We start from the raw sequence: 22,502 nt of genomic DNA, 5'->3' as shown, positions 1-22,502 counted from the left end.
CTACCACTCCCTGTAATAGGAACCGTCTATGGCCTGTTTGTCACTCAAAGAATAAACATCATACACATCCTGCCCGCCCCAGATGCTGCTTTGCGAATCATCGGCATAGGATCTAAGCCCCCATTCCCCGTCTTCAACCATGGGATCCTTTGGAACCCTTCTTAAAAATTTGCGTCGTTCCCCGGTGGCTGTTTTTAAATCAACGCCTTCCACCAGAATCTCAAGGGTTTCCGGATACCCGGAAGCCCCAGGGCCGACTGGGATTACCTTCTCATCCACAAGGGTCTTGTGGGCATCCAGAGCCCGTCGAATAATTCTGAGATTATTTTTCAATTCCATCTCTTTGGTTCTTTTGTACACCACCTGGGAAAGGGGTAAAATGCCCGTGGCAAGAATGGAAATAATGGCAAGGGTGGCCATCATCTCAATAAATGTCACACCGGTCTGATTATTCACCATATACATATGCCCTGTCCACTATATGGATGTCTCGGGGAAAACTTCCCTGGTTTAACATCTCAGCGCGGGCGGTCTCCGCCGTTTGATAAGAAGGATATTGGTCAACAAAAACCCTGAAGTAAGTCCCCTTATCTTTAATTTCAGCAGGCCTGACCCAGGTTTTATATCCCATGCCCTCAAGTTCAGAGGATCGGTTTTCCGCATCTGTCTGGTCCTTGCTGGAGTATACCTGGACACTGAAATAGGCGTCGCTGGGAAGAAACGCCTCATCCCCAACCACCAGGATAAAATTTTCATCCGGGACTTTTTTTAAGCTGGTTGCTCGTTCAATTGTTTGCTCAACCGACTCCTCAAGTGCCACCTCATTTTCATTTCCTGACCAGAATTCGCTGATGTTTGAATCCGGGATATCCTGGTTTCGAATAACAAAGGGGGTGATGGACATGAGGACATCGGTCTTTTCAATGTCACTGGCCACAGACGAGAAAAGCCTGCCCAGTCTCGGTATATCTCCGAGAAAGGGTATCTTTGTGATGGTTTCTCTTTCGGTATCAGATATCAATCCGCCGATTATCACAGAATCCCCATCATTGATGGTCAAGACCGTTTCCGTTGTCCTAGTAGTGATGGAATATTGGGGATCTGTCACCGTCCCCACATTGCTGCCCAGGGCAGATATTTCAATATACATTTTAAGGGTTATTTGATCATACATATTGATGACAGGTTCCACGGTAAGCTTTACACCGACATCCTGGTATAAATAATCATAGGTGGTTGATCCGTCTGTCTGGGTACTCCGGTTGGACCGCAGGGGCACTTTTTCGCCGATGAGAATGGTCGCTTTTTCCGAACTGCTGACCCGCACCTGGGGTTTGGCAAGAATCCGTGTGTCTCCATCCTTTTTCAGCAGTTTTAAGGTGGCCGTGGGCAGGGACATGTACAATTCCTTGCTGGTGATCTTGCTGATATCGCTAAAGGATGCCATGCCGGCAAAACCAAAATCACTGTCATATGTAATCCCGGCACTTTCTTCACTCACCCCAAAGGTAATGGTATCAGAAATAGACAGGCCCAACTCTTGTTCATTACTTTTCGTAACTTCCATGATTTCAACATTTAAAACCACTTCAGAAGGAATTCGGTCATTTGCCTCAATGAGCCTGGCAGCCATTTCAACACTGCCTTTCTCGCCCCTGATGGTAATGGCATTGAGTTTTTCATTGGCAATAATATTTTTGCTTTTCAAAATTTTTGTTAAAATCGCTATGGCGTTTTTGGCTTTTAAATGGGACAGATAAAAGGTTTTAACATAGAGTTCATCATATTCCTTTGCCTTGGCCGGGGTATCCGGATAAATCAGCAGGGTCTTCTGGTTGATCATCTTTGCTCGAAGTGAATTTGTTTTGAGCAGCACATCCAGAAACCTGTCAAAAGTGACATCCGTTGTAAACAGGGTCACTTTGGTTTCTTTTACATCCTTGTCAAAAATAAAATTAATGCCCTCAAGTTTGGATAAAATCTCAAAGACATTTGTGACAGGGGTTTTTTTAAATTTCAGGGACAAGAGGGCATTTGTTTTTAAGTCAAGGCGGTACTCGGGTAAATCCTTTGGCATTTTTTTAAATTTGGCAAAGGCAGATTTAGCGTCCTCATTTCCCGCGTCCAGCTCAATGGCCTTTTGAAATGACTTTTTGGCGTTGTCAAAGCTACCCGTTTTTATCTGCTGACTTCCCTTTTGGGTATAATAAAAAGATTCTTTCATCTTTTTAACTTTATCCACCAGCTCAATGGCCCTGTGATTGGAGGAATAAAAGGCAATACTGATTTGAAGCTCTTCAATGGCTTCCCTGTAGTACTTCTTTGATATTAGTTCCTCACCTTTGCGCATATGCGCCATGGAGGCCTTTTGTTTTGCTGCCGTGAGCTTGAGTTTCAATTCAAGATCATTGGGGGATTCTTCATGGGCTTTGGTATAATACTGAACCACTCCATCAAAATCCTTTTCCAATGCCAATTTCTGGGGATTGATGTTTTCTGCAGTGTTGGCAACACATCCCTGAAACAAAACCAACCCTGCAAAAAAGGCAATTAAAACCATCATTGGAAACAAGGCCTTCCTAATCATCATTAAACTCCCCTATGTGAATATCTATTGTTTCGTTTAATTCCAATGCTTTAATCCTGATAAAATCATCCTGGATGTCATCGATCAAATATTTTCCATCCAGGCGATCCCCTGTTCTGGCAACAAGTACCAATTTATTTTTGGATAGAAAAACGGCCTTTTTACCCCCACTATGATAACTTCCGTAATATCTGTAGGAGGCAATATAGTCTTTAACCTGGCCCATGGAATCCTTTTCAACGGCAGCTGCAGGTTCTGCCGGGGTTACAACCGCCTTTTCTTTTTGGAGCGTTTCGGGTGATTTATACAAAGCGAACAAATCCCGATACACCCTTGGGGAGGTTTTTACTCGTTTTAAAATTCCAAGCTGCCCCTTCGCACCATTTGATTTAGACTTCTTTGCAGGGGAATCTTTCATTACTGCCGAAGATTGAACACTGCCCGTATAGGTCAGCCTGGTCACCCGGGGCTGCACATAGGGATTGAGCAGCCTGTATACAATGGACAGAATCAAGAGTCCGGCAGCCAGAAAAAAAATCATATTTTTTCTGCTGGTCGTCATGAATTGCCTCGCTTAAAAAATAGGGTTATCCCCAGGCTGAGCTTGAGCCCTGCCTCATTTTCCTCTGACCTGGCTATTTTGACCGAATCCAGATATAAAAGGCCCGGCACATTCTGGAGGTCCGATATAAATCCTTTAATTTTTTTATAACTCCCATTCACTGAAAATTGAGTATGATACTTTACCAGGGCAGCCATTTCTGCTTTTTCAGGTCTGAAGACCAGAGAATCCTTCACGGAAAGCTGGTGCCTGTCAATAAGAAATCTCACTCTTGCGGCCAATTCGGTAAAGGAAAGCGCCCGGGGAATTTGCCGGATAATTTTTTCCATATCTGATGTCATTTTTTCAGCCGGGGTTAATTTTTTTTCCATATTGACCCGGTTTTGGCTTCTGGAAGAAGACATTACCGTTTGAAATACGGCTATTTTATAAGTCTGTTCGTCAAGGACAGCAAATTTTGCATAAATGTTGCCAAGGATGACGACTATACAGACAGCTATGATGATTTTATATTTTTTTTCCATCCGGCCCGTCCAACCATTCCAACATTAATTCAAAAGCGATCTGCCCCTGCCCGTGAATCTCTTCCTTTGATAATTCAACCCGAAATCGAGGGGATTTGTCCAGGGCATTTAAAAAAGAGGAAACTGCCGTTACAAAATCTGACCGCCCCTTAAGGGTAACCACCTTTGGATTCTCACCAAATCCCACTTCATTGATATTCACCCGTTCAGGCTTGAGCTTTTCAAGCTCACTCAAAAACCGTGGCAAAGAATACATATTTTTATTTATAATACCCTTTATATAAGAAAAATCCTTTTTGAGATTTTCAAACTCCTTTGTATCGGGACTCGCTTTTTCGGCAAAAAGTTTATTTTGGGCCTGCTTCTTGTTATTTTCTTTAATCCAATTTTCAGACACCCTCAAAACAGTATTATTGGCCTTATATTCTTGTAGGGTGACCGTTGTCAGGGTTGCAGTGGCAAAAATTAATACAGCCATAAAGCCAAAAAGCATTTCCCTTGGAAATTTTTTGACTGCCGCAAGATTTATGTTTAAAGGGGTCATTTTTTGTTATCCTTTAGGAACTCATTGCGGCGCCAAAAGCCCCTGAATAAAACGGCAGCGGCATTGGACCTGCATTTGCAGTTGAGCTTGTTTCAAAATCAATGAACTGCTCTTCATCCATCAGGGTAAATTCAGCCTGCCCCATGTCCTGCAGGATTAGCTGAACCTGGACCACGGATTTCATATGGGATGCGATGTAGAACCGTTCAATTTCAAAGTCTGGATTTTCCGTAAAAAAATACTGAATCAATAAATCAATATCCTCAATGGCACTGGAATGTTTTTTGTTCAAAAAACCTTTTTTAATCAATTTGTAAAATATCGGTATACCCCCATCAAACACAAAGATATTCAAGAAGTCATTAAAGAGGCCTAAATAGGCAATTCTTCCCTTTTGGGGAAGAATTGCCGAATAAAAATCAAATTGATTCAAACCGGCAGGTGCCAGCACCTCAGCTGTGATGCCGGCTCTTTTGAATGCTTTTTCATATTGGGCCAAAACATCATCCATCCCCAGGGCAATGAGAAAGACATGTTTGTTTTCCAGGTTTCTGCCCATGCTTTTCCAGGAAACCCGTATTTGGTCAACATCCAGGTGTAAAGAGCTTGAAACGGTCCATAAAATTAGCTCATTGATTTCCCGGGCTCCTTTGGGCAGGTCATTAAACTCTTTGATGAGAACTTTAATGGAAGCATCGGGCAGTGCAACACCGGCTTTTTTAAATTCAATCTCTTTACGGCATTTTTTCAGGCAGGAATGAAATGCCTTTTCATCAATAATATTTTCCATCTTAAAAGAGGGTTTAAGGGTCTCCTCCGGGATATTGACAAGGGATAAGGTTCTAATAAAAATCCCCTCCTTTTTTTTTAGGAGCAGGGCAGATTTAATATTTCCCTGGGAAATTTCAATGCCTGTTTTTAAACTGTTACTGGGAAAAAATTTCATCTTGTATCTTTCTGATGAATAAAGGTCACCCTGTTGGCTTCTTCCAGGGAGGTAACCCCTTTCATCACTTCATTAATGGCAGCATCCCTTAAAAATACAACACCTTTGCCCCGGGCATATTTTGTCAGAACAGAGCTTGAAACCTGTTTGATAAGCATTTCTCTAAGGTCTCCGTCCAGCTCAACATGCTCAATAATTGCCTTCCGGCCCTTATACCCTGTCCCTTTGCAATTTTCACACCCATAAGCATCGAAAAGCGTAATATTTTTAAATTTTTCCGGATCAAGCCCGGATTCAACAAGGGTTTCCAATGAAATTTTTTGCTTAATCTTACAGTCGCAAAGCACCCGGACCAATCGCTGGGCAACGATGCAATTGAGCGCTGAGACAAGGTTATAGGGTTCTATCCCCATGTGGATAAACCGGTTGATCACCTCAAAAGAAGAGTTGGCATGAACGGTGGAAAAAACCAGGTGACCGGTTAAAGCAGATTGAAGCGCAATTTGTGCCGTTTCCCGATCCCTGATCTCCCCGACCAAAATTTTGTCAGGATCATGACGCAAAACGGAGCGCAATCCACTGGAAAATGTCAGTCCTTTTTTTTCATTCACCGGTATCTGGGTAATTCCTTCCAATTGATACTCAACCGGGTCTTCAATGGTGATAATTTTTGTGTCTTTGGTTTTTACTTCGGATAATGCCCGGTACAGGGTAGTGGTTTTTCCGCTGCCCGTTGGCCCGGTCATTAAAAACATGCCGTAGGGGGCTTTAATCTGCCGGCGTAATCTGTATAATTCATTTTTAGCAAGACCCATCCCGGTAAGATTCAGCTCACCCTTTGCCGGTGCCATCCGTTTTTGGTCCAAAATCCGCACCACGGCATCTTCACCATAAATGGTCGGTAAAACAGAGATTCGAAAATCAATAAACCTGTCCTTGATCTTTAACTTGAACCTGCCGTCCTGGGGCACCCTCTTTTCCGAAATATCCAGCTCCGACATCACCTTTAACCGGGATATCACAGGATTCATCTTCCCCATATCCATGGGATCGGTAATCTGGTGGAGCATGCCGTCAATCCGATATCGGATAACAAGTCCCTGCACCGTGCCCTCAAAGTGAATATCACTGGCCGCTTTGTTAATGGCATCCAAAATGGTTGAATCCACCAGCTTCACCACAGGACTCTCTTCTGAATCCACTTTTTCAAAGGAGATTTCATAATCGCCATTGTCAGCTTTTTTTACCACAGACAGCCGCATCTCTTCGGAGACACTGCTAAGATCCCTGGAGGTGTCAAGTTTCCTAAGAAATTTATTTAATTTTTTTTGACTGACAATCACAAAAGAAAAATCATACTCCAATAAAATTTCAACTTCTTCAATCACCCTGAAATAGTCAATGGGGTCTGCCACGGCAAAAACAAGATGATTTTCAGCAAAGCTGAAGGGAACGACCCGGTTCTTTACAATAAAATCAAGGTTCAAAAGTTTTAACAGCTCAGGTTCATTCATGCTGTCTATCCTGGCATATTTGCAGGAAAACTGTTCTGCGATCAATTGGGCAAGCTGCTCATCATTGATCAGTCCTTCTTCAATAAAAAGCTGTCCCAGCATCCGCCCGGAAATATTTTTCCGGGCAAGAAGCGTTGTCTTTTGCTCCTCGGTCATAAACCCGTGCTCCACCGCCAATTGACCAATTTTCTTTTTTTTCTTTAAATTAAAATATTTCATTTTTTACCCAAGGGCTCCTGCCATCTGGAAAATAGGCATATACATGGCCAGCATGATAAACCCGATGATAAACCCCATTAAAACCATGAGAACAGGCTCAATGGTGGAGGTCAATATTGAAAGCTTACCCTCCACCTCTCTATCGAAGAACCGGGCAATATCCTTTAATACTTTTTCAAGTCCCCCGCCCTCTTCTCCTGCCGCCATCATTCTCAATGCCATGTCCGGAAAAGTACTATACTCACCAAATGCCTGGGCAAAGCCCCTGCCCTGTTCAATGGAGCGTATGGCCTTTTCTATGCCCGCCAGCATAAACCTGTTTTTAATGACGCCCTTTGAAATATGCAATGCCTGGTTCAGGGGAAGCCCCCCCATGAGAACCGTTGAAAGAGAAGAGGTAAAAAGAGAGGTGGAATAGAGAACGGACAGATTACCAAGAAACGGCAGTTTCAGATAAAGGGTATCAAAATTCAATCTGCCCTGGTCCGATCTTAGATAATAGGAAATCCCCAAAATCAGTAAAATAATGCCGCCACCCCCCAGCAGAAAATAGTTCCGGATCAAATCACTGAAATCGAGTAATATCCGGGTAAAAAGCGGCAATTTTGACCCGGATGAGACAAAGGTGCCGGTGATGGTGGGCACCACAAAAATCATTAAAAACATTACCACAAAAATAGAACAGCAAACCAGGATAATAGGATATACGGAAGCCGTTTTTATTTTTTGCTTGATCTGAATGGATCGTTCAAAGTAGACAAGGAATTCCTCCACGGCATCGGGTATGTTCCCGCTTGCCTCCCCGGACCTCAGAGTGGCGATATAAAGAGGTGAAAAAATAGTTTCATGTTTTTCAAAGGCAGTGGAAATCGATTCTCCGCCGGAAATATCATCCCGGATAGTTTTTAAAGTCCTGGAAAAAAACTTTTCCGTCTGTTTTTCAATAATGCCGTCCAGGGCGATAACAACCGGAAGCCCTGCCCGCAGCAAAGTCAAAAACTCCTGATTAAATGAGTAAAAATCCTTGGGATTTATCGTTTGCCTGGTGAAAAATGAAATCAGCAAGGGGCCTTGATCGGCCTTTTCAGCCTTCACAAGAAATCCCCCGTCTAAAGCCACCTGTTTTTTTAAGGAGGAGACAGAACCGGATTGTATTATCTTTTCAACCATTTCCCCATTCAGAGAAGCGATCTTGCATTTGTAGGTCGGCATAAACGAGTCACCTTGCTTTGTGGTCTTAAGACCAATAAACCATATGATTTGACCATATCATTATCATTAATTAGAAAAAGATTCCAGCAATACCGGCATAGATCAATTCATGCAATCTCAAACTTATTATCGAAATTTTTCTCAAAATGGTGCTGCCATGCGCTATGCGCCATACCAGGGTTTCCCCCCAAAAAAGCAAAACCGGACTTTTTTATAAAAAGTCCGGTTTTGTTCTATTTTAACTAATCTTTGACTATTTCAAATATTAGCTAACTTTTCTGCGGGTAATACCAGCAAGGCCTAAAAGGCCAAAGCCTAAAAGTACCAGCGTGGCAGGTTCTGGAACGGCAGGTCTTAAGTCATCGCCAGTGATAGTCATATCAGTAAAGTCACGATCAGGACTAGGGTCTCTTGTAGATCCTTGGTCATCTAAATACACTGTCACATGACTGTCGTTAACCCACGTGGTACCTATATGTTCAATATCAGTATCATAAGACGTACCATCTGCTAATTTGTTAAACAGTGTATCTGTATAAAAGAAAAAGTCAATTGTACCGGATTCAACATCAGTCTCATCATTGGCATAATGGCTATCAGTACCGGTGTCTACACCATAGTAAAAACCAAAAACATTTGTAAATTCATACCAGTCTTTTTCTACTGAATTTGTTGTATAATTGAAAAGTTGCACGCTCCACAAACCTGAAGTCAGTTTAAAGTTGAGGCCTTTTGATGTCCCTACCTCGTTACCTAGGGAAAAAACCTCATACTCGTCAAGAATCGTATCGCCTGCTTCATTTACTGAATAAAGTCCAAATGTAGACTCATAGCCAGCTTGTTCTACAGTTATGTTAAACGTTGCCTCACCATTAGCACCAGTAGTCGAATCTGTATTCGTCCAATAATCTTGTGTAAAACTCATTGCCATTGCGCTTCCAGCCAGTAAAAAACATCCTACGATTGAGATCAAAAAAACCTTTATCAATTTCAACATGTGATCACCTCTTGTTTTTGCCTCTTGCAACCCGGCCATCTTCCCATAAGATCCGTTGGCTTTCCGCCCCTGACTCACATCAGGTTTGGCCTCTAAGGTATTTAATTTTTTCTTAATTAGACATACTGCAACACATGTGCCATAGTGCAGAACGGTCATATTGTTATGTTGCGTTTTGGCCCTAAAATTCAGCAAATAAATAATTAACAGACTGATATAATAGAAATTAAAAAATCTAAAAATTTTAAATAAGAGTTATTTTTTTCCTGTTTTATCAATCAATTAAATTCTACTTAAGAAATAACTATGAAAATAAGTTCCTAATTTTAAGAGGTTAATACCATAAATTATTATGCAATTAACTTCTTATTTATTCAGTTCATTAAAAACTATCGTTTCTGATACCTTCGAACCGGACAAAAAAAATCGCTCCTTTTATTAATCAGAATCACACTGATTAGTCGATTCTGAAGAACCTATTTCCTGGGTTTGGGTAGCCCCGCCTGCACCCAACACATGTGAAGCATAGCTACTACCTATAATAAAAGCCCAAAAAACACCCAGAGTAAAAAGACTTCATCAGAGCCTGACAATTTCTGTAAAGCTTCCTATATTTACGGCCATCATTTTGGAGTCTTGGACATTCTTTTTGGCTGGGTAAAAAAAGATTTTTTGCATCCCTCTCATCAACGACAATTATTTTTTCCCTGCGGTAATTATAACTGACGCTGATCATTTAAGTAAAACTCGCTAACACCATGCCAACCCACTGTAATCAAACTAGAAATTTTATTACTTCCCTTATCATCAACTTTAATATAAATATTGCTTTAAATTTGATTACAAGCACATAAATGGAAACTTAGGAATTATAATGTCTATAGTTCCGGGACAACTACTAAACGCCAAGACAAAGCCAAACCAGTCGGAAGGCTGGCACGGAAAGCCAAAGGGTTCTAAAAAGAACAGCCGGTTACCTTGATGCACCAAAAAAGGATATCTTATGAAGATGAAGAAACGCTCAGGATTTTTATTGGTCTTAACAGTATTTTTAATGTTTGCAGGAACTGCCAGTGCAATCACATGGGATTGGAATGGCCACACCTATATTACAATCGAAAATAGCGCTGACTGGAGCCCTTACACATGGGATGATGCCCGACAGGACATATTGAACAATGACTCCACTGGTCTGTTTCACCTGGCTACCATTACCAGCGTAGAAGAACAAACCGCTATGTCCACTGCCATGGCCAGTTTGTCTGGTGAATGGTGGCTTGGCGGTATTCAAGCGACAGGTGCTAAGAATGCATCGGACGGGTGGAGTTGGGTTACCGGAGAGGAGTGGGATTACGTTGCTTGGGAAACCGAGATCAGTGATGAACCCAACGACTGGAATTCCAGAAATGAATATCACCTGGGTGCCTGGTCGAGATATGGATGGAATTGGAATGACGAACACGGCAGTTCCAACATCGCCGGCTATATCATGGAAATGTCTCCTGTGCCGGAACCTGCCACAATGGTTCTTCTGGGCCTTGGCCTTATAGGACTTGCAGGTGTCAGTAGAAAGAAAATGTAAAAACAAAGTTTCATAAACTTTAAGCTAAAAAGGGCGGAATTTATCAAAAAAATTCCGCCCTTGCTTATTTTCACTTCTTTAAAAAAAACTTAATTTGACCGGATGGGTATCAACCGGAAATAATCCAGGAACAACACATGATTCTCATCCGGATGTGACATGAAGATCAGAAATTTGTAAATATTTTTAAGCTCCAGGGGCCTGTTGGTTCCAGATGTAATCAAACTGTCCAAAGGTATTTTCAAAGAATTGGCTCCTGGCAGTATCACAAAGCTCTTATTATATCTGTCCTTGTATTCTAAGGATTCTTTTTTATCGTCAATTCTCAAAATCAGTTTGATCTTTTCAGGCGCCGGATTATACACTTCAAAACCAAAGAACTGATAATTTCTCCAGTCATTATGCTTCAAGGCAGGAGAAAGACCCGGATAGGATGAGGGAAACAGTTCAAGCCTCAATGATTTTTCACCATGAACCGCATACTTGTCTGAAAAGGAAAAAAGGGTGTGACATTGCCAATGAAACTCATCAAGAGCAGATTCTGATTCAAAATCATGGAGCACAAGTGTTTTATGTTCCATCTTTTCACAGGCACCAAGAAAAGATAAACAAAAAAACAGAATAAAAATGAGTCTAAACATTCGTTTCATGGCTACAACCGGATCACCGCAATTTCCGGCGGGCAAAAAAGCCGGAACTTAAAATGACTTGTACCGATTCCCCTTGTTACATACATGGTTTTATTTCCTTGATTGTATAACCCGTAATTGTATTTTACATTTTTCTCATATCCCAAAAGCTTAAACAGCCACAGGGGGAGCTTAACCTGCCCGCCATGGGTATCACCGGAAAGCATGATGACCTTATCTTTGGGAGAAAATTTGTCAAAATTCAGAGGACTGTGGCTTAATACCACCAGAAGAGAATCCTTAGCGGCAGAACTGTCAATTTCCTTAAAAGCATCATACCCGTTGTCCATGCCGGCAATTCTGATCTTTTTACCGCCGATATCGAGTTCATATAAAGAATCCCTCAGCATAATGACATTATGCTCCCTTGTGGGCTTGCCGCTTCCTTTTTCATGGCAGAAAAGACAACTGTTTTTTGAGTCGGAATAGTCATAGTCTCCCATCACGGCAAAAACCCCGTGTTTAGCCTTTAACCGGGACAGAAACTTTAGGGCGGACCTATTGCTGCCTTTCCACTTTATATAATCGCCAGTCAGAAATATCAAATCAGGATTAATATGATCAATCCTGTCCAATAATTTAATTTCTGTCTTTCCAAACCCGGACAGATGCAGGTCTGAAAGAAGAATAATTTTTTTGCCTTTGAGGGCATCATTTACATACTCCCTGTCTATCCTTACCTGCCTGATCTTAATCCAATTGGGCTCAATGCAGCTGCCATATACAAATAACCCCACAAAAAAACTCATAATTATGTATCGCAGTTTAAACACTCAGAAATATTCACCCAGATCAAATCTTTCGGTTTAATAAAATAAAGAAAGCCGGAACTCCCTTGGAAGCTCCGGCTTTCTGACAAATTATTTTATTTTAATGTTATCGCCATGAGAAAATTCTGAAGGTGTAATCAGTTTTATTTCCGGCTTCATCTTCAGCAGTTATGGTTACATTATTCCAATACCTCGCCAATGGAACACTTGCAGCTTCCCAGTTAGAGGTTCCACTTGCTACACCATTTCCAGCCTGTCTAATAGCCCATTTAACCGATTTTACTCTTATATTATCCGAAGCGGTTCCGGCAAATTTAACAGTGGCTTGCCTTGTAAAAAAGAACCCTCCTGTTGTCGGTTCATTCACTTGTAATGCAGGCGCTTGAATATCCGTAAACACAGGTATTGTAAACTCTACGGCCAGGATATCGGTGGAAGTGTTACCCGCCTCATCACTAACCGTAACGGTGATAACATTCTCACCCTCGGCCAGGGTTATACCGGCAACGCTCCAGGAAGTTGTGCCTGTTGCTATGCCAGACCCGCCCCTTGAGTTGGTCCAGGCCACCTGGGTAACGCCTATGGCATCCGATGCAGTTCCGCCTAAGTTCAGGCTGTTGGATCCTGTTGCATAGGTGGTCCCGGTGGTCGGGGACGTGATCGTAACAGCAGGTGCGGTCGTGTCTGGCATTGTGTACACCACTGTCAGGGTCTCGGCGGACGTGTTACCCGCCTCGTCCCTTACGTTCACGGTGATCACGTTCTCACCCTCACCCAAAGCTACCTCGGCAACGCTCCAGGAGGTTGTTCCTGTGGCCGTGCCGGACCCGCCCCTTGAGTTGGACCAAGCTACCTGGGTGACACCGAATGCATCCGACGCTGTTCCGCCGATGTTCAGGGTGTTGGACCCGGTTGCATAGGTGGTCCCGGTGGTCGGGGACGTGATCGAAACAGCTGGTGCGGTCGTGTCTGGTATTGTGTACGTCACTGTCAGGGTCTCAACGGAAGTATTACCCACCTCGTCCCTAACGTTCACAGTAATGATGTTCTCACCCTCGGCCAAAGCTATACCAGCTACGCTCCAGCTGGTTGTTCCAGTAGCTGTACCTGATCCGCCCCTTGAGTTGGTCCAGGCCACCTGGGTGACGCCAAATGCATCCGACGCGGTTCCGCCTAAGTTCAGGCTATTTGACCCGGTTGCATAGGTGGTCCCGGTGGTCGGGGACGTGATCGTAACAGCAGGTGCGGTCGTGTCTGGCATTGTGTACGTCACTGTCAGGGTCTCAACGGAAGTATTACCCACCTCGTCCCTAACGTTCACAGTAATGATGTTCTCACCCTCGGCCAAAGCTATACCAGCTACGCTCCAGCTGGTTGTTCCAGTAGCTGTACCTGATCCGCCCCTTGAGTTGGTCCAGGCCACCTGGGTGACGCCAAATGCATCCGACGCGGTTCCGCCTAAGTTCAGGCTATTTGACCCGGTTGCATAGGTGGTCCCGGTAGTCGGGGATGTGATCGTAACAGCTGGTGCGGTCCTGTCTGGTATTGTGTACGTCACTGTCAGGGTCTCAACGGAAGTATTACCCACCTCGTCCCTAACGTTCACAGTAATGATGTTCTCACCCTCGGCCAAAGCTATACCAGCTACGCTCCAGCTGGTTGTTCCAGTAGCTGTACCTGATCCGCCCCTTGAGTTGGTCCAGGCCACCTGGGTGACGCCAAATGCATCCGACGCGGTTCCGCCTAAGTTCAGGCTATTTGACCCGGTCGCATAGGTGGTCCCGGTAGTCGGGGATGTGATCGTAACAGCTGGTGCGGTCCTGTCTGGTATTGTGTACGTCACTGTCAGGGTCTCAACGGAAGTATTACCCACCTCGTCCCTAACGTTCACAGTAATGATGTTCTCACCCTCGGCCAAAGCTATACCAGCTACGCTCCAGCTGGTTGTTCCAGTAGCTGTACCTGATCCGCCCCTTGAGTTGGTCCAGGCCACCTGGGTAACACCAATGGCATCCGACGCTGTTCCGCCTAAGTTCAGGCTGTTGGATCCTGTTGCATAGGTGGTCCCGGTGGTCGGGGACGTGATCGTAACTGCCGGTGCTGTCGTGTCAGGTATTGTATACACCACTGTCAGCGTACCGGTGGAAGCATTACCAGCCTCGTCCCTGACGTTCACGGTAATCACGTTCTCACCCACAGCCAGGGCTATACCGGCAACGCTCCAGGAAGTTGTGCCTGTTGCAGTGCCGGATCCGCCCCTTGAGTTGGACCAAGCCACCTGGGTGACGCCCAGAGCATCCGACGCGGTACCGCCGATATTCAGGGTGTTCGAGCCGGTTGTAAAGGTGGTCCCGGTGGTCGGGGACGTGATCGTAACAGCAGGTGCGGTCGTGTCTGGCATTGTGTACACCACTGTCAGGGTCTCGACGGACGTGTTACCCGCCTCGTCCCTGACGTTCACGGTGATGACATTCTCACCCACGGCCAGGGCTATACCGGTAGCACTCCAGCTGGTTGTTCCTGTAGCATTTCCGGATCCGCCCCTTGAGTTGGACCAGGCTACCTGGGTGACACCAATGGCATCCGACGCTGTACCGCCTATGTTCAGGGTGTTGGACCCGGTTGCAAAGGTGGCGTCGGTAGTCGGGGATGTGATCGTAACCGCAGGTGCGGTCGTGTCAGGTATTGTATACACCACGGTCAGGATACCGGTGGAAGTGTTACCCGCCTCGTCACTGACGTTCACGGTGATCACGTTCTCACCCTCACCCAAAGCTATCTCGGCAACGCTCCAGGAGGTTGTTCCTGTGGCCGTGCCAGATCCGCCCCTTGAGTTGGACCAGGCCACCTGGGTAACGCCTATGGCATCCGAGGCTGTGCCGCCGATGTTCAGGGTGTTGCTCTCTGTCCCATATGATGCGCCGGAAGTTGGTAACGTAATAGTTACATCAGGAGCTATTATATCAATTGGTTCATACCACACGGTTAAGGTTCCGGTCGATGTATTGCCTGTTGAATCACTGGCTGTAACAGTAACTAAATTAGCACCTCTAACAAGAGATATGCCTGCTATACTCCAGCTCTCTGTACCATTCGCTATTCCGGATCCACCCGTGGCATTTGACCAAATAATTTTATTTAACCCCACGTCATCTGATGCCACGCCACCTATATTTATTTTATCTGAATCTATGCCATAATTAGCTCCCCAGGTTGGTGAAGTAATCCTTACTATAGGTGCTGTCGTGTCAGGTATTGTGTACATTACTGTCAGGGTCTCGACGGAAGTATTGCCCGCCTCGTCACTGACGGTCACGGTGATGACATTCTCACCTTCGGCCAAAGTTATACCAGCTACGCTCCAGCTGGTTGTTCCAGTAGCATTTCCTGATCCGCCCCTTGAGTTGGACCAGGCCACCCGGGTAACACCAATGGCATCCGATGCGGTTCCGCCGAGGTTCAGGCTATTGGACCCGGTTGCATAGGTGGTCCCGGTGGTCGGGGACGTGATCGTAACTGCCGGTGCTGTCGTGTCAGGTATTGTATACACCACTGTAAGCGTACCGGTGGAAGCATTACCCACCTCGTCCCTAACGTTCACGGTGATGACATTCTCACCCTCGGCCAGGGCTATACCGGTAGCACTCCAGCTGGTTGTTCCAGTAGCATTTCCTGATCCGCCCCTTGAGTTGGTCCAGGCCACCTGGGTAACACCAATGGCATCCGACGCTGTTCCGCCTAAGTTCAGGCTGTTGGATCCTGTTGCATAGGTGGTCCCGGTGGTCGGGGACGTGATCGTAACTGCCGGTGCTGTCGTGTCAGGTATTGTATACTCCACTGTCAGCGTACCGGTGGAAGCATTACCAGCCTCGTCCCTGACGTTCACGGTGATGACGTTCTCGCCCTCTCCCAAAGCTATACCGGCTGCGCTCCAGGAAGTTGTGCCTGTTGCTATACCTGATCCGCCCCTTGAGTTGGTCCAGGCCACCTGGGTGACGCCGATGGCATCTGACGCTGTTCCGCCTAAGTTCAGGCTGTTGGATCCGGTTGCATAGGTGATCCCGGTGGTCGGGGACATGATCGTAACAGCCGGTGCGGTCGTGTCAGGTATTGTGTACGTCACTGTCAGGGTCTCGGCGGACGTGTTACCCGCCTCGTCCCTGACGTTCACGGTAATGACATTCTCACCCACGGCCAGGGCTATACCAGCTACGCTCCAGCTGGTTGTGCCTGTGGCTGTACCTGATCCACCCCTTGAGTTGGACCAGGCCACCTGGGTGACACCAAATGCATCCAATGCGGTTCCGCCTATGTTCAGGCTGTTGGATCCGGTTGCATAGGTGATCCCGGTGGTCGGGGACATGATCGTAACAGCCGGTGCGGTCGTGTCAGGTATTGTGTACGTCACTGTCAGGGTCTCGGCGGACGTGTTACCCGCCTCATCACTAACGTTCACGGTGATGACGTTCTCACCCACGGCCAGGGCTATACCAGCTACGCTCCAGCTGGTTGTACCAGTTGCCGTGCCGGATCCGCCCCTTGAGTTGGTCCAGGCCACCTGGGTAACACTAATGGCATCCGATGCAGCTCCGCCGATGTTCAGGGTGTTGGACCCGGTCGCATAGGTGGTCCCGGTGGTCGGGGATGTGATCGTAACAGCCGGTGCTGTCGTGTCTGGTATTGTGTACGTCACTGTCAGGGTCTCGACGGAGGTGTTTCCCGCCTCGTCCCTAACGTTCACGGTGATGATGTTCTCACCCACGGCCAAAGCTATACCAGCTACGCTCCAGCTGGTTGTTCCTGTAGCATTTCCCGATCCGCCCCTTGAGTTGGTCCAGGCTACCTGGGAAACACCTATGGCATCCGACGCAGTTCCGCCGATGTTCAGGGTGTTGCTCTCTGTCCCATATGATGCACCGGAAGTTGGTAACGTAATAGTTACATCAGGAGCTATTATATCAATTGATTCATACCACACTGTTAAGGTTCCGGTCGATGTATTGCCTGCTAAATCACTGGCTGTAACAGTAACTAAATTAGCACCTCTAACAAGAGATATACCTTCTATACTCCAGCTCTCTGTACCATTCGCTATTCCGGATCCACCCGTGGCATTTGACCAAATAATTTTATTTAACCCCACGTCATCTGATGCCACGCCACCTATATTTATTTTATCTGAATCTATGCCATAATTAGCTCCCCAGGTTGGTGAAGTAATCCTTACTACAGGTGCTGTCGTGTCTGGTATTGTATACACCACGGTAAGCGTATCTATTGATTCATTCCCTGCCTCATCTCTGGCGGTAATGGTTATCACATTTTCGCCTTCAATGAGATAGATCGTATCAACAATCCAATTCACAGTACCTGCGGCAACCCCTCCAGCACCAGCAGAACTCCACCAATCAACCTGTGTTACACCAACATTATCTGATGCAGTTCCTGAAATTTCAATTGTTGGTTGGTTGGTCGTAAAAGTTGTTTCTGTTGTCGGTAAAGTAATGCTCACCGCCGGGGCTGTCGTGTCTGGTATTGTAGACACCACTGTCAGGATATCTGTTGACGTGTTTCCCGCCTCATCACTGACGGTTACGGTAATCACGTTCTCACCCTCTGCCAGGGTTATACCAGCCGTACTCCAGCTGGTTGTTCCGGTGGCAATGCCTGACCCACCCATTGAGTTGGTCCAAGCCACCTGGGTGACCCCTACAGCATCCGAGGCTGTACCGCTTATATTAAGACTGTCTGATTTTGTTCCATAGGTTGGATCTGTAGTTGGGGATTCAATAGAAACCGATGGTGCTACTAAATCTTCCAATTCTCCAATTGTATATGTTGCAGCATTGGAATTTCCACTTTCCCCGTAGGCATTATATGCTTTAATAGTAAAATAATAAGGTGTACCAGGAGTTAATTGGAAATTAACCAATGAATACTGGGTAACATCTCCAACATCGATGTTTTCAGTATAATTTCCTGCTGTGGTACCATAATAAATTTTATACCCCGACACATCCCCTGTTACAGCATCCCATTCTAGCAGGGGCCTCGGGAGACTTTCGCCAGCCACAGTTATTGCTTTTATAATTTCAGGCGAAGAATAACCACTCGCATTTCCGGAACTGTCAACAGCGGTTATAGCAAGGTAATATGTTGTATCTGTATTCAATCCGGAGAGTGAATACTCCGTCCCCACCACCGGTATTGGAAGCCCGTAATTTCTGCTTGAAGTACCATAATACACTCTGTATAAAGAAATATCCGGTTCACTGTTGGGTGTCCACGTCAATAAAATATTTCCATTTTCAATTACACCCGAAGCACCGACAGGGGATAATGGAGGCGTTGTATCGCCATCACCTGATACGGTATAGGTTGTCACATTTGAGTTGCCGCTCTCTCCCGCAGCATTATATGCCCGTACCACAAAATAATAGAGTGTACCCTCGCTTAGGGAAAAATTATTCAAAGAATATTGTGTCACATTCCCAACATCCTCACTGAAAGAGTAACTTCCCTGGGAAATACCATAATAAATTTTATACCCTGTAACCTCTCCTGTTGAAGCATTCCACTTTAAGTCAGAGGCATGCAGATAATTACTGCATATTGCAATTATAAAAAATGTAATTAAGAAACATTTAAGATTTTTCTTCATACCAAGCCTCCTCGGCTCCTAAAACAAAATGCATGATTTAAACTATGTAGTAACCATATTCGATATTTCATAGTCATAGCTAATTTCTCCCATTCAGCCATTTCTGAAGATAGAATATGTTACTCAATAACAATCAAATTAGTAGGAGATCCAGGGACCTCTCCAGCAATAGGAGATCCGGAGACTACTTCAGTAGGGGTTACAGCAACCTCAATTGAATAGCCGCTTTCAACATCATCATTGTTATAAGATACGCCTGCGAAATAGTATTGCTGGCCGCAGGTAAGCCCTGTAACGATAACCCTGATACGCCCGTCTGTGTCAGGTTCAGGTTTGCCTGCATCAAAAGACCCAGTATAGGTTCCAGCGGTCTGACCATAATAAAGTTTATACCCTTTAACAGTAGAACTATTGCTGTCAAGCCAGGAAAAGGTTGCAGTGCAGTCGTCTGCTGCAATACTCTGCTGCAAAGGGAAAAAACAAAAAACGACTACGATCAAAACGAACCCCAACTTTCTGATATTCCAACCTGTAAAAAAACGATTCATACTATTCTCCTAAATTGCATACTGCTAATTTTTGTTAATAACCCAATAAGCAAAATTGATGCCATTCAAGACGATTCATCTTTTCGGGGTCCAAACAATATCTTCAAGGCCAATGGTCATTCGAAGGCAGCCAACAAATTGGGCGGCAAAGGTAACGAGAAAATATTTACAGATCGAAACTAAACTGCCGCTGCCAAAGCCCAAAAGCGCCAGCAGTCCTGTAAGCCCAAAAAGGAACTGCCCTGCCAGGGTGACAACATAAAAAGGAGACTTTAGCAGTATAAACATATTCAGAACAAACGCACTCAGCAAAAAAAACGGAGTTAACAGTCGAAGAACCTTATGGGAAAGCAGAAGGAACGAAAAGCTCCCATATTTAAAAACATTTAACAAATCAATATTGCGTCGGATGGCCCAGGCAGTTCGTGTGGTAATACGAACTTGTCTGCTGTAAATATTTTTTATTCCCCTGGTGGTCTCCTCAATACAGAAAATATTCTCATCAAGGATCACTCGTTTCCTTTGTTTTACGACATTCAGCGGAATGATAAAGTCATTAATATCATTGGGCCCCAGCGGGATATAGAGTTCTTTTCGAATGGCAAAAATTGCGCCGTCAGCGCCCACACAAGACGAGACCATACTCTCGTCCAGCTTTGTTTTCTTCTCTAATTTTGCATAGAGGCCGGTGGTCTCTTCTCCGGAATCTGGATTACAATATTTCGTCCACCCGCTGACAGCCCCGATATCTGGATCATAAAAATTTCTCACCAAATGCGTGAGCATATCAGGGGCAAACATGGAATTTGCATCCGTAAAAACAACGATTTCGCCTTTAGCATCGGGAATCACCTTGTTTAAACAGGCGGTCTTGCCAAGTCTGCCAGTAAATTCCCTGAGAATTAACCGTTGGTCCTTGATACGGGTAACGATTTCATTTGTCCTATCATCAGACCCGTCGGAACTGACAATAATCTCTAATTTGTCTTGAGGATAATCCAGCAGAAAAGAATTCTTCACTTTTTCTTCAATATCCTTTTCTTCATTATAGGCAGAAATGATAATCGTCACCGCTGGAGAGCAATCGCCTTTGTTCCATTGACGACGAAACAATTTTGCAAGAACACCCAAAAATAAGGGATAAACAACATAGGAATAAACAGACAAGAAAAGCACAGCAATGAAAATGAACTCAATAGCGGTCATAAAAATATTTCACTCCCCATCTTCCATATAAATATCAAACCATTTTTGAAAAATCAGCAAAGACCAGATCAGCGTATCATGAATCTCCTTACCGGAAAAATGCTCTTCAATAATCTTATTTACGGTATTAAAATTGAGCAGGCCATGTTTCCCCAAGTTTTTCTCTGTTAAGGTGTCTAAAACATAGGGCTTAAGATCATGCTTCAGCCACTGGGTCATTGGGCCGATAAAGCCCTGTTTTCTATGATCAAGCACCTCTTTGGGCAAAAGTGGGCGGCTCGCTTTTTTCAACAAATATTTTTTTTGAAACCCTTTCATTCTCATCTCAATTGGAATCGTGGCACAAAATTCCAAAAACTTATGATCGATAAACGGCACCCTTACTTCCAGGCTGTTCTGCATACTCATGCGATCGGTAACGGCCAGGATATCTTCCGGCAGATACGTTTTCAAATCGCAGTAAAGCGCACGATCCACTGAATTTTTATCCCCTTCAACATTGTCACTGTTAAAATGCTGCAAAAAAATATCATCACAGGACTTGTGATACTTGATGAACCGCTTTCGATCAGCAAACAAATCCCGACGCAGGTCATCTTTAAGGATCGACAGATAACTTAAGTAGCATCGGTCAGAACTCAGTTCACTGGATCTGACAAACCGTTTCATGTGATTAATAGTATAATGACCATCCGCCCGTTCAGGAAGTCTTGCGACGATCCGGGCAATGATCTTGCTTCTTATAAACGACGGCACCTTATTATATACGCCGCGAAGCTTAAACCCCAGATACCGCTCATAACCAGCAAAGATTTCATCTCCTCCCAGTCCAGAAAGAGCAACTGTAACATTTTCCCTGGCAACCTTGCAAACAAAATAGGATGGGATCGTAGAATCATCGGCAAAGGGCTCATCAAAGGCCCGGACAATTTTTTCAATCAAACCGTCCGGGTTCATCATCACTTCATAGTCTTTATGGTTGGTGTTATATCTTTCTGCCACCTGCCTTGCGTAACCCCGTTCATCCAGATATCCGCCGGTGTTACCACCAAAGCCGATACAAAACGTATTAACAGGACTCGTGCTTGCCTTGCTCATCAGCGCCACAATCGCACTGGAGTCGATGCCGCCGCTCAAGAATGCCCCCAAAGGCACGTCACTGATCATCCGCAGATCAACAGCTTCCTGAAGCAGCCCCATGAAGGTATCCGTATAATACGTCTCGCTTCTTTTCCGCTCCGGGGCAAACTGCAGATCCCAAAATTTTTCCATTTTAAAATTGCCTCTCGCCCAGGTGATCGTGTGACCTGGCTCCAATTTTCGGATATCGGCAAAAATGGTTAACGGAGCTGGGATATAGGAATAGGAAAAATAGGAGGTAAGGGCCAGTTCATCTATCTTTCTCGGAAAGGACGGATCGGCAAGGATCGCCTTCATCTCCGAGGCAAAATAGAATCTGCCCTGGTGATGGGCATAGAAAAGAGGTTTGATCCCCAACCGGTCACGGGCAATGAAAAGCTTTTTTTTATTCAAATCCCAGATGGCAAAAGCAAACATTCCCCGCAGGCGGTCAACACATTTGCTGCCCCATTGTTCGTAGGCATGCAAAATGGTTTCCGTATCCCCGTTTGTGGTAAATTGATGTCCCTTTGCGATTAAAGTTTTCCGCAATTCCTGAAAATTATAGATTTCTCCGTTGAAAATAATGCATTTTGTCCGGTCTTCATTGTAGATGGGCTGTTTACTGCCTTCAAGGTCTATAATACTGAGACGCCTGTGCCCCAGCCCTGCATACTCATCCCTGTGAATCCCGAAATCATCCGGTCCCCGATGGGATAATTTATGAGTATGCTTTTCTATATCAATTTCCAAAGGTTTTGTGGAAACAACTCCAAAAATCCCACACACGTTAAGCACCCCCCATATCAGATATTTGCTTCA

At 44.9% G+C, this 22,502-nt stretch carries 16 protein-coding genes and 2 riboswitches; of the genes, 1 reads left to right on the top strand and 15 read right to left on the bottom strand.

Annotated features, from left to right (window positions below; genetic code table 11):
- The 9 genes from ACZ45G_RS10670 to ACZ45G_RS10630 all read right to left on the bottom strand — a co-directional run bounded on the left by ACZ45G_RS10670 (position 1) and on the right by ACZ45G_RS10630 (position 9,105).
- Entirely contained in the window at positions 1 to 459 is a 459-nt protein-coding gene (locus ACZ45G_RS10670; RefSeq protein ID WP_464177858.1) for a prepilin-type N-terminal cleavage/methylation domain-containing protein, read from the bottom strand.
- Positions 449 to 2,590: an SPOR domain-containing protein gene (locus ACZ45G_RS10665; RefSeq protein WP_464177856.1), complete on the bottom strand. Its 2,142-nt coding sequence runs from the start codon at positions 2,588 to 2,590 to the stop codon at positions 449 to 451. The genes ACZ45G_RS10670 and ACZ45G_RS10665 overlap by 11 nt, the downstream gene beginning before the upstream one ends.
- The gene (locus ACZ45G_RS10660; protein WP_464177854.1) at positions 2,580 to 3,149 is read right to left on the bottom strand and encodes a hypothetical protein; all 570 of its coding nucleotides are present in this window, start codon (positions 3,147 to 3,149) and stop codon (positions 2,580 to 2,582) included. The genes ACZ45G_RS10665 and ACZ45G_RS10660 overlap by 11 nt, the downstream gene beginning before the upstream one ends.
- Complete coding sequence (pilO, locus tag ACZ45G_RS10655; protein ID WP_464177852.1) at positions 3,146 to 3,673, bottom strand: type 4a pilus biogenesis protein PilO; 528 nt, start codon at positions 3,671 to 3,673, stop codon at positions 3,146 to 3,148. The genes ACZ45G_RS10660 and pilO overlap by 4 nt, the downstream gene beginning before the upstream one ends.
- Positions 3,657 to 4,217 carry a PilN domain-containing protein gene (locus ACZ45G_RS10650; protein ID WP_464177850.1) on the bottom strand — a complete coding sequence of 187 codons (561 nt, stop codon included), beginning with the start codon at positions 4,215 to 4,217 and terminating at the stop codon, positions 3,657 to 3,659. Before ACZ45G_RS10650 ends, pilO begins: the two co-directional genes overlap by 17 nt.
- 13 nt (positions 4,218 to 4,230) lie before the next feature.
- On the bottom strand, positions 4,231 to 5,163 hold the full coding sequence (gene pilM, locus ACZ45G_RS10645; protein ID WP_464177848.1) for a type IV pilus biogenesis protein PilM: 933 nt from the start codon (positions 5,161 to 5,163) through the stop codon (positions 4,231 to 4,233).
- On the bottom strand, positions 5,160 to 6,896 hold the full coding sequence (locus ACZ45G_RS10640) for a GspE/PulE family protein (RefSeq protein ID WP_464177846.1): 1,737 nt from the start codon (positions 6,894 to 6,896) through the stop codon (positions 5,160 to 5,162). The genes pilM and ACZ45G_RS10640 overlap by 4 nt, the downstream gene beginning before the upstream one ends.
- A 3-nt stretch (positions 6,897 to 6,899) precedes the next feature.
- Positions 6,900 to 8,108 (bottom strand): type II secretion system F family protein, encoded by a 1,209-nt coding sequence (locus ACZ45G_RS10635; protein ID WP_464177844.1) that lies wholly within the window; start codon positions 8,106 to 8,108, stop codon positions 6,900 to 6,902.
- 265 nt (positions 8,109 to 8,373) lie between these two features.
- Positions 8,374 to 9,105, bottom strand: a complete 732-nt coding sequence (locus tag ACZ45G_RS10630) for a PEP-CTERM sorting domain-containing protein (RefSeq protein WP_464177842.1) — start codon at positions 9,103 to 9,105, stop codon at positions 8,374 to 8,376.
- 22 nt (positions 9,106 to 9,127) lie between these two features.
- Positions 9,128 to 9,205, bottom strand: a riboswitch (cyclic di-GMP riboswitch).
- A gap of 805 nt (positions 9,206 to 10,010) precedes the next feature.
- A riboswitch (cyclic di-GMP riboswitch) is annotated at positions 10,011 to 10,086 on the top strand.
- 22 nt (positions 10,087 to 10,108) lie between these two features.
- Between ACZ45G_RS10630 and ACZ45G_RS10625 the strand changes: the two genes are divergently transcribed.
- Positions 10,109 to 10,687 (top strand): C-type lectin domain-containing protein, encoded by a 579-nt coding sequence (locus tag ACZ45G_RS10625; protein ID WP_464177840.1) that lies wholly within the window; start codon positions 10,109 to 10,111, stop codon positions 10,685 to 10,687.
- An 89-nt stretch (positions 10,688 to 10,776) separates the two neighbouring features.
- Here ACZ45G_RS10625 and ACZ45G_RS10620 read toward each other — a convergent pair whose 3' ends face one another.
- The 6 genes from ACZ45G_RS10620 to asnB form a co-directional block, all read right to left on the bottom strand.
- Positions 10,777 to 11,268: a hypothetical protein gene (locus ACZ45G_RS10620; RefSeq protein ID WP_464177838.1), complete on the bottom strand. Its 492-nt coding sequence runs from the start codon at positions 11,266 to 11,268 to the stop codon at positions 10,777 to 10,779.
- 71 nt (positions 11,269 to 11,339) lie between these two features.
- A complete protein-coding gene (locus ACZ45G_RS10615; protein ID WP_464177836.1) occupies positions 11,340 to 12,113 on the bottom strand; it encodes a metallophosphoesterase in 774 nt (257 codons plus the stop codon).
- Between the two features lie 139 nt (positions 12,114 to 12,252).
- Positions 12,253 to 18,807 (bottom strand): Ig-like domain-containing protein, encoded by a 6,555-nt coding sequence (locus tag ACZ45G_RS10610; RefSeq protein ID WP_464177834.1) that lies wholly within the window; start codon positions 18,805 to 18,807, stop codon positions 12,253 to 12,255.
- A gap of 119 nt (positions 18,808 to 18,926) precedes the next feature.
- Positions 18,927 to 19,355 carry a hypothetical protein gene (locus ACZ45G_RS10605; RefSeq protein WP_464177832.1) on the bottom strand — a complete coding sequence of 143 codons (429 nt, stop codon included), beginning with the start codon at positions 19,353 to 19,355 and terminating at the stop codon, positions 18,927 to 18,929.
- 75 nt (positions 19,356 to 19,430) lie between these two features.
- Positions 19,431 to 20,561: a glycosyltransferase family 2 protein gene (locus ACZ45G_RS10600; RefSeq protein WP_464177830.1), complete on the bottom strand. Its 1,131-nt coding sequence runs from the start codon at positions 20,559 to 20,561 to the stop codon at positions 19,431 to 19,433.
- Positions 20,562 to 20,570: 9 nt separating this feature from the next.
- Entirely contained in the window at positions 20,571 to 22,469 is a 1,899-nt protein-coding gene (gene asnB, locus ACZ45G_RS10595; RefSeq protein ID WP_464177828.1) for an asparagine synthase (glutamine-hydrolyzing), read from the bottom strand.
- Positions 22,470 to 22,502 lie beyond the last annotated feature (33 nt).

The organism is Desulfoconvexum algidum, assembly GCF_055382125.1.
Note: the sequence above shows the minus strand (reverse complement) of the source record. Positions and strands in the feature narration are given on the sequence as shown.

Excerpts from the sequence above, each read along its gene's own strand:
- ACZ45G_RS10670 (WP_464177858.1), bottom strand. The coding sequence starts at position 459 with ATGGTGAATAATCAGACCGGTGTGACATTTATTGAGATGATGGCCACC.
- ACZ45G_RS10665 (WP_464177856.1), bottom strand. The coding sequence starts at position 2,590 with ATGATGATTAGGAAGGCCTTGTTTCCAATGATGGTTTTAATTGCCTTT.
- ACZ45G_RS10660 (WP_464177854.1), bottom strand. The coding sequence starts at position 3,149 with ATGACGACCAGCAGAAAAAATATGATTTTTTTTCTGGCTGCCGGACTC.
- pilO (WP_464177852.1), bottom strand. The coding sequence starts at position 3,673 with ATGGAAAAAAAATATAAAATCATCATAGCTGTCTGTATAGTCGTCATC.
- ACZ45G_RS10650 (WP_464177850.1), bottom strand. The coding sequence starts at position 4,217 with ATGACCCCTTTAAACATAAATCTTGCGGCAGTCAAAAAATTTCCAAGG.
- pilM (WP_464177848.1), bottom strand. The coding sequence starts at position 5,163 with ATGAAATTTTTTCCCAGTAACAGTTTAAAAACAGGCATTGAAATTTCC.
- ACZ45G_RS10640 (WP_464177846.1), bottom strand. The coding sequence starts at position 6,896 with ATGAAATATTTTAATTTAAAGAAAAAAAAGAAAATTGGTCAATTGGCG.
- ACZ45G_RS10635 (WP_464177844.1), bottom strand. The coding sequence starts at position 8,108 with ATGCCGACCTACAAATGCAAGATCGCTTCTCTGAATGGGGAAATGGTT.
- ACZ45G_RS10630 (WP_464177842.1), bottom strand. The coding sequence starts at position 9,105 with ATGTTGAAATTGATAAAGGTTTTTTTGATCTCAATCGTAGGATGTTTT.
- ACZ45G_RS10625 (WP_464177840.1), top strand. The coding sequence starts at position 10,109 with ATGAAGATGAAGAAACGCTCAGGATTTTTATTGGTCTTAACAGTATTT.
- ACZ45G_RS10620 (WP_464177838.1), bottom strand. The coding sequence starts at position 11,268 with ATGGAACATAAAACACTTGTGCTCCATGATTTTGAATCAGAATCTGCT.
- ACZ45G_RS10610 (WP_464177834.1), bottom strand. The coding sequence starts at position 18,807 with ATGAAGAAAAATCTTAAATGTTTCTTAATTACATTTTTTATAATTGCA.
- ACZ45G_RS10605 (WP_464177832.1), bottom strand. The coding sequence starts at position 19,355 with ATGAATCGTTTTTTTACAGGTTGGAATATCAGAAAGTTGGGGTTCGTT.
- ACZ45G_RS10600 (WP_464177830.1), bottom strand. The coding sequence starts at position 20,561 with ATGACCGCTATTGAGTTCATTTTCATTGCTGTGCTTTTCTTGTCTGTT.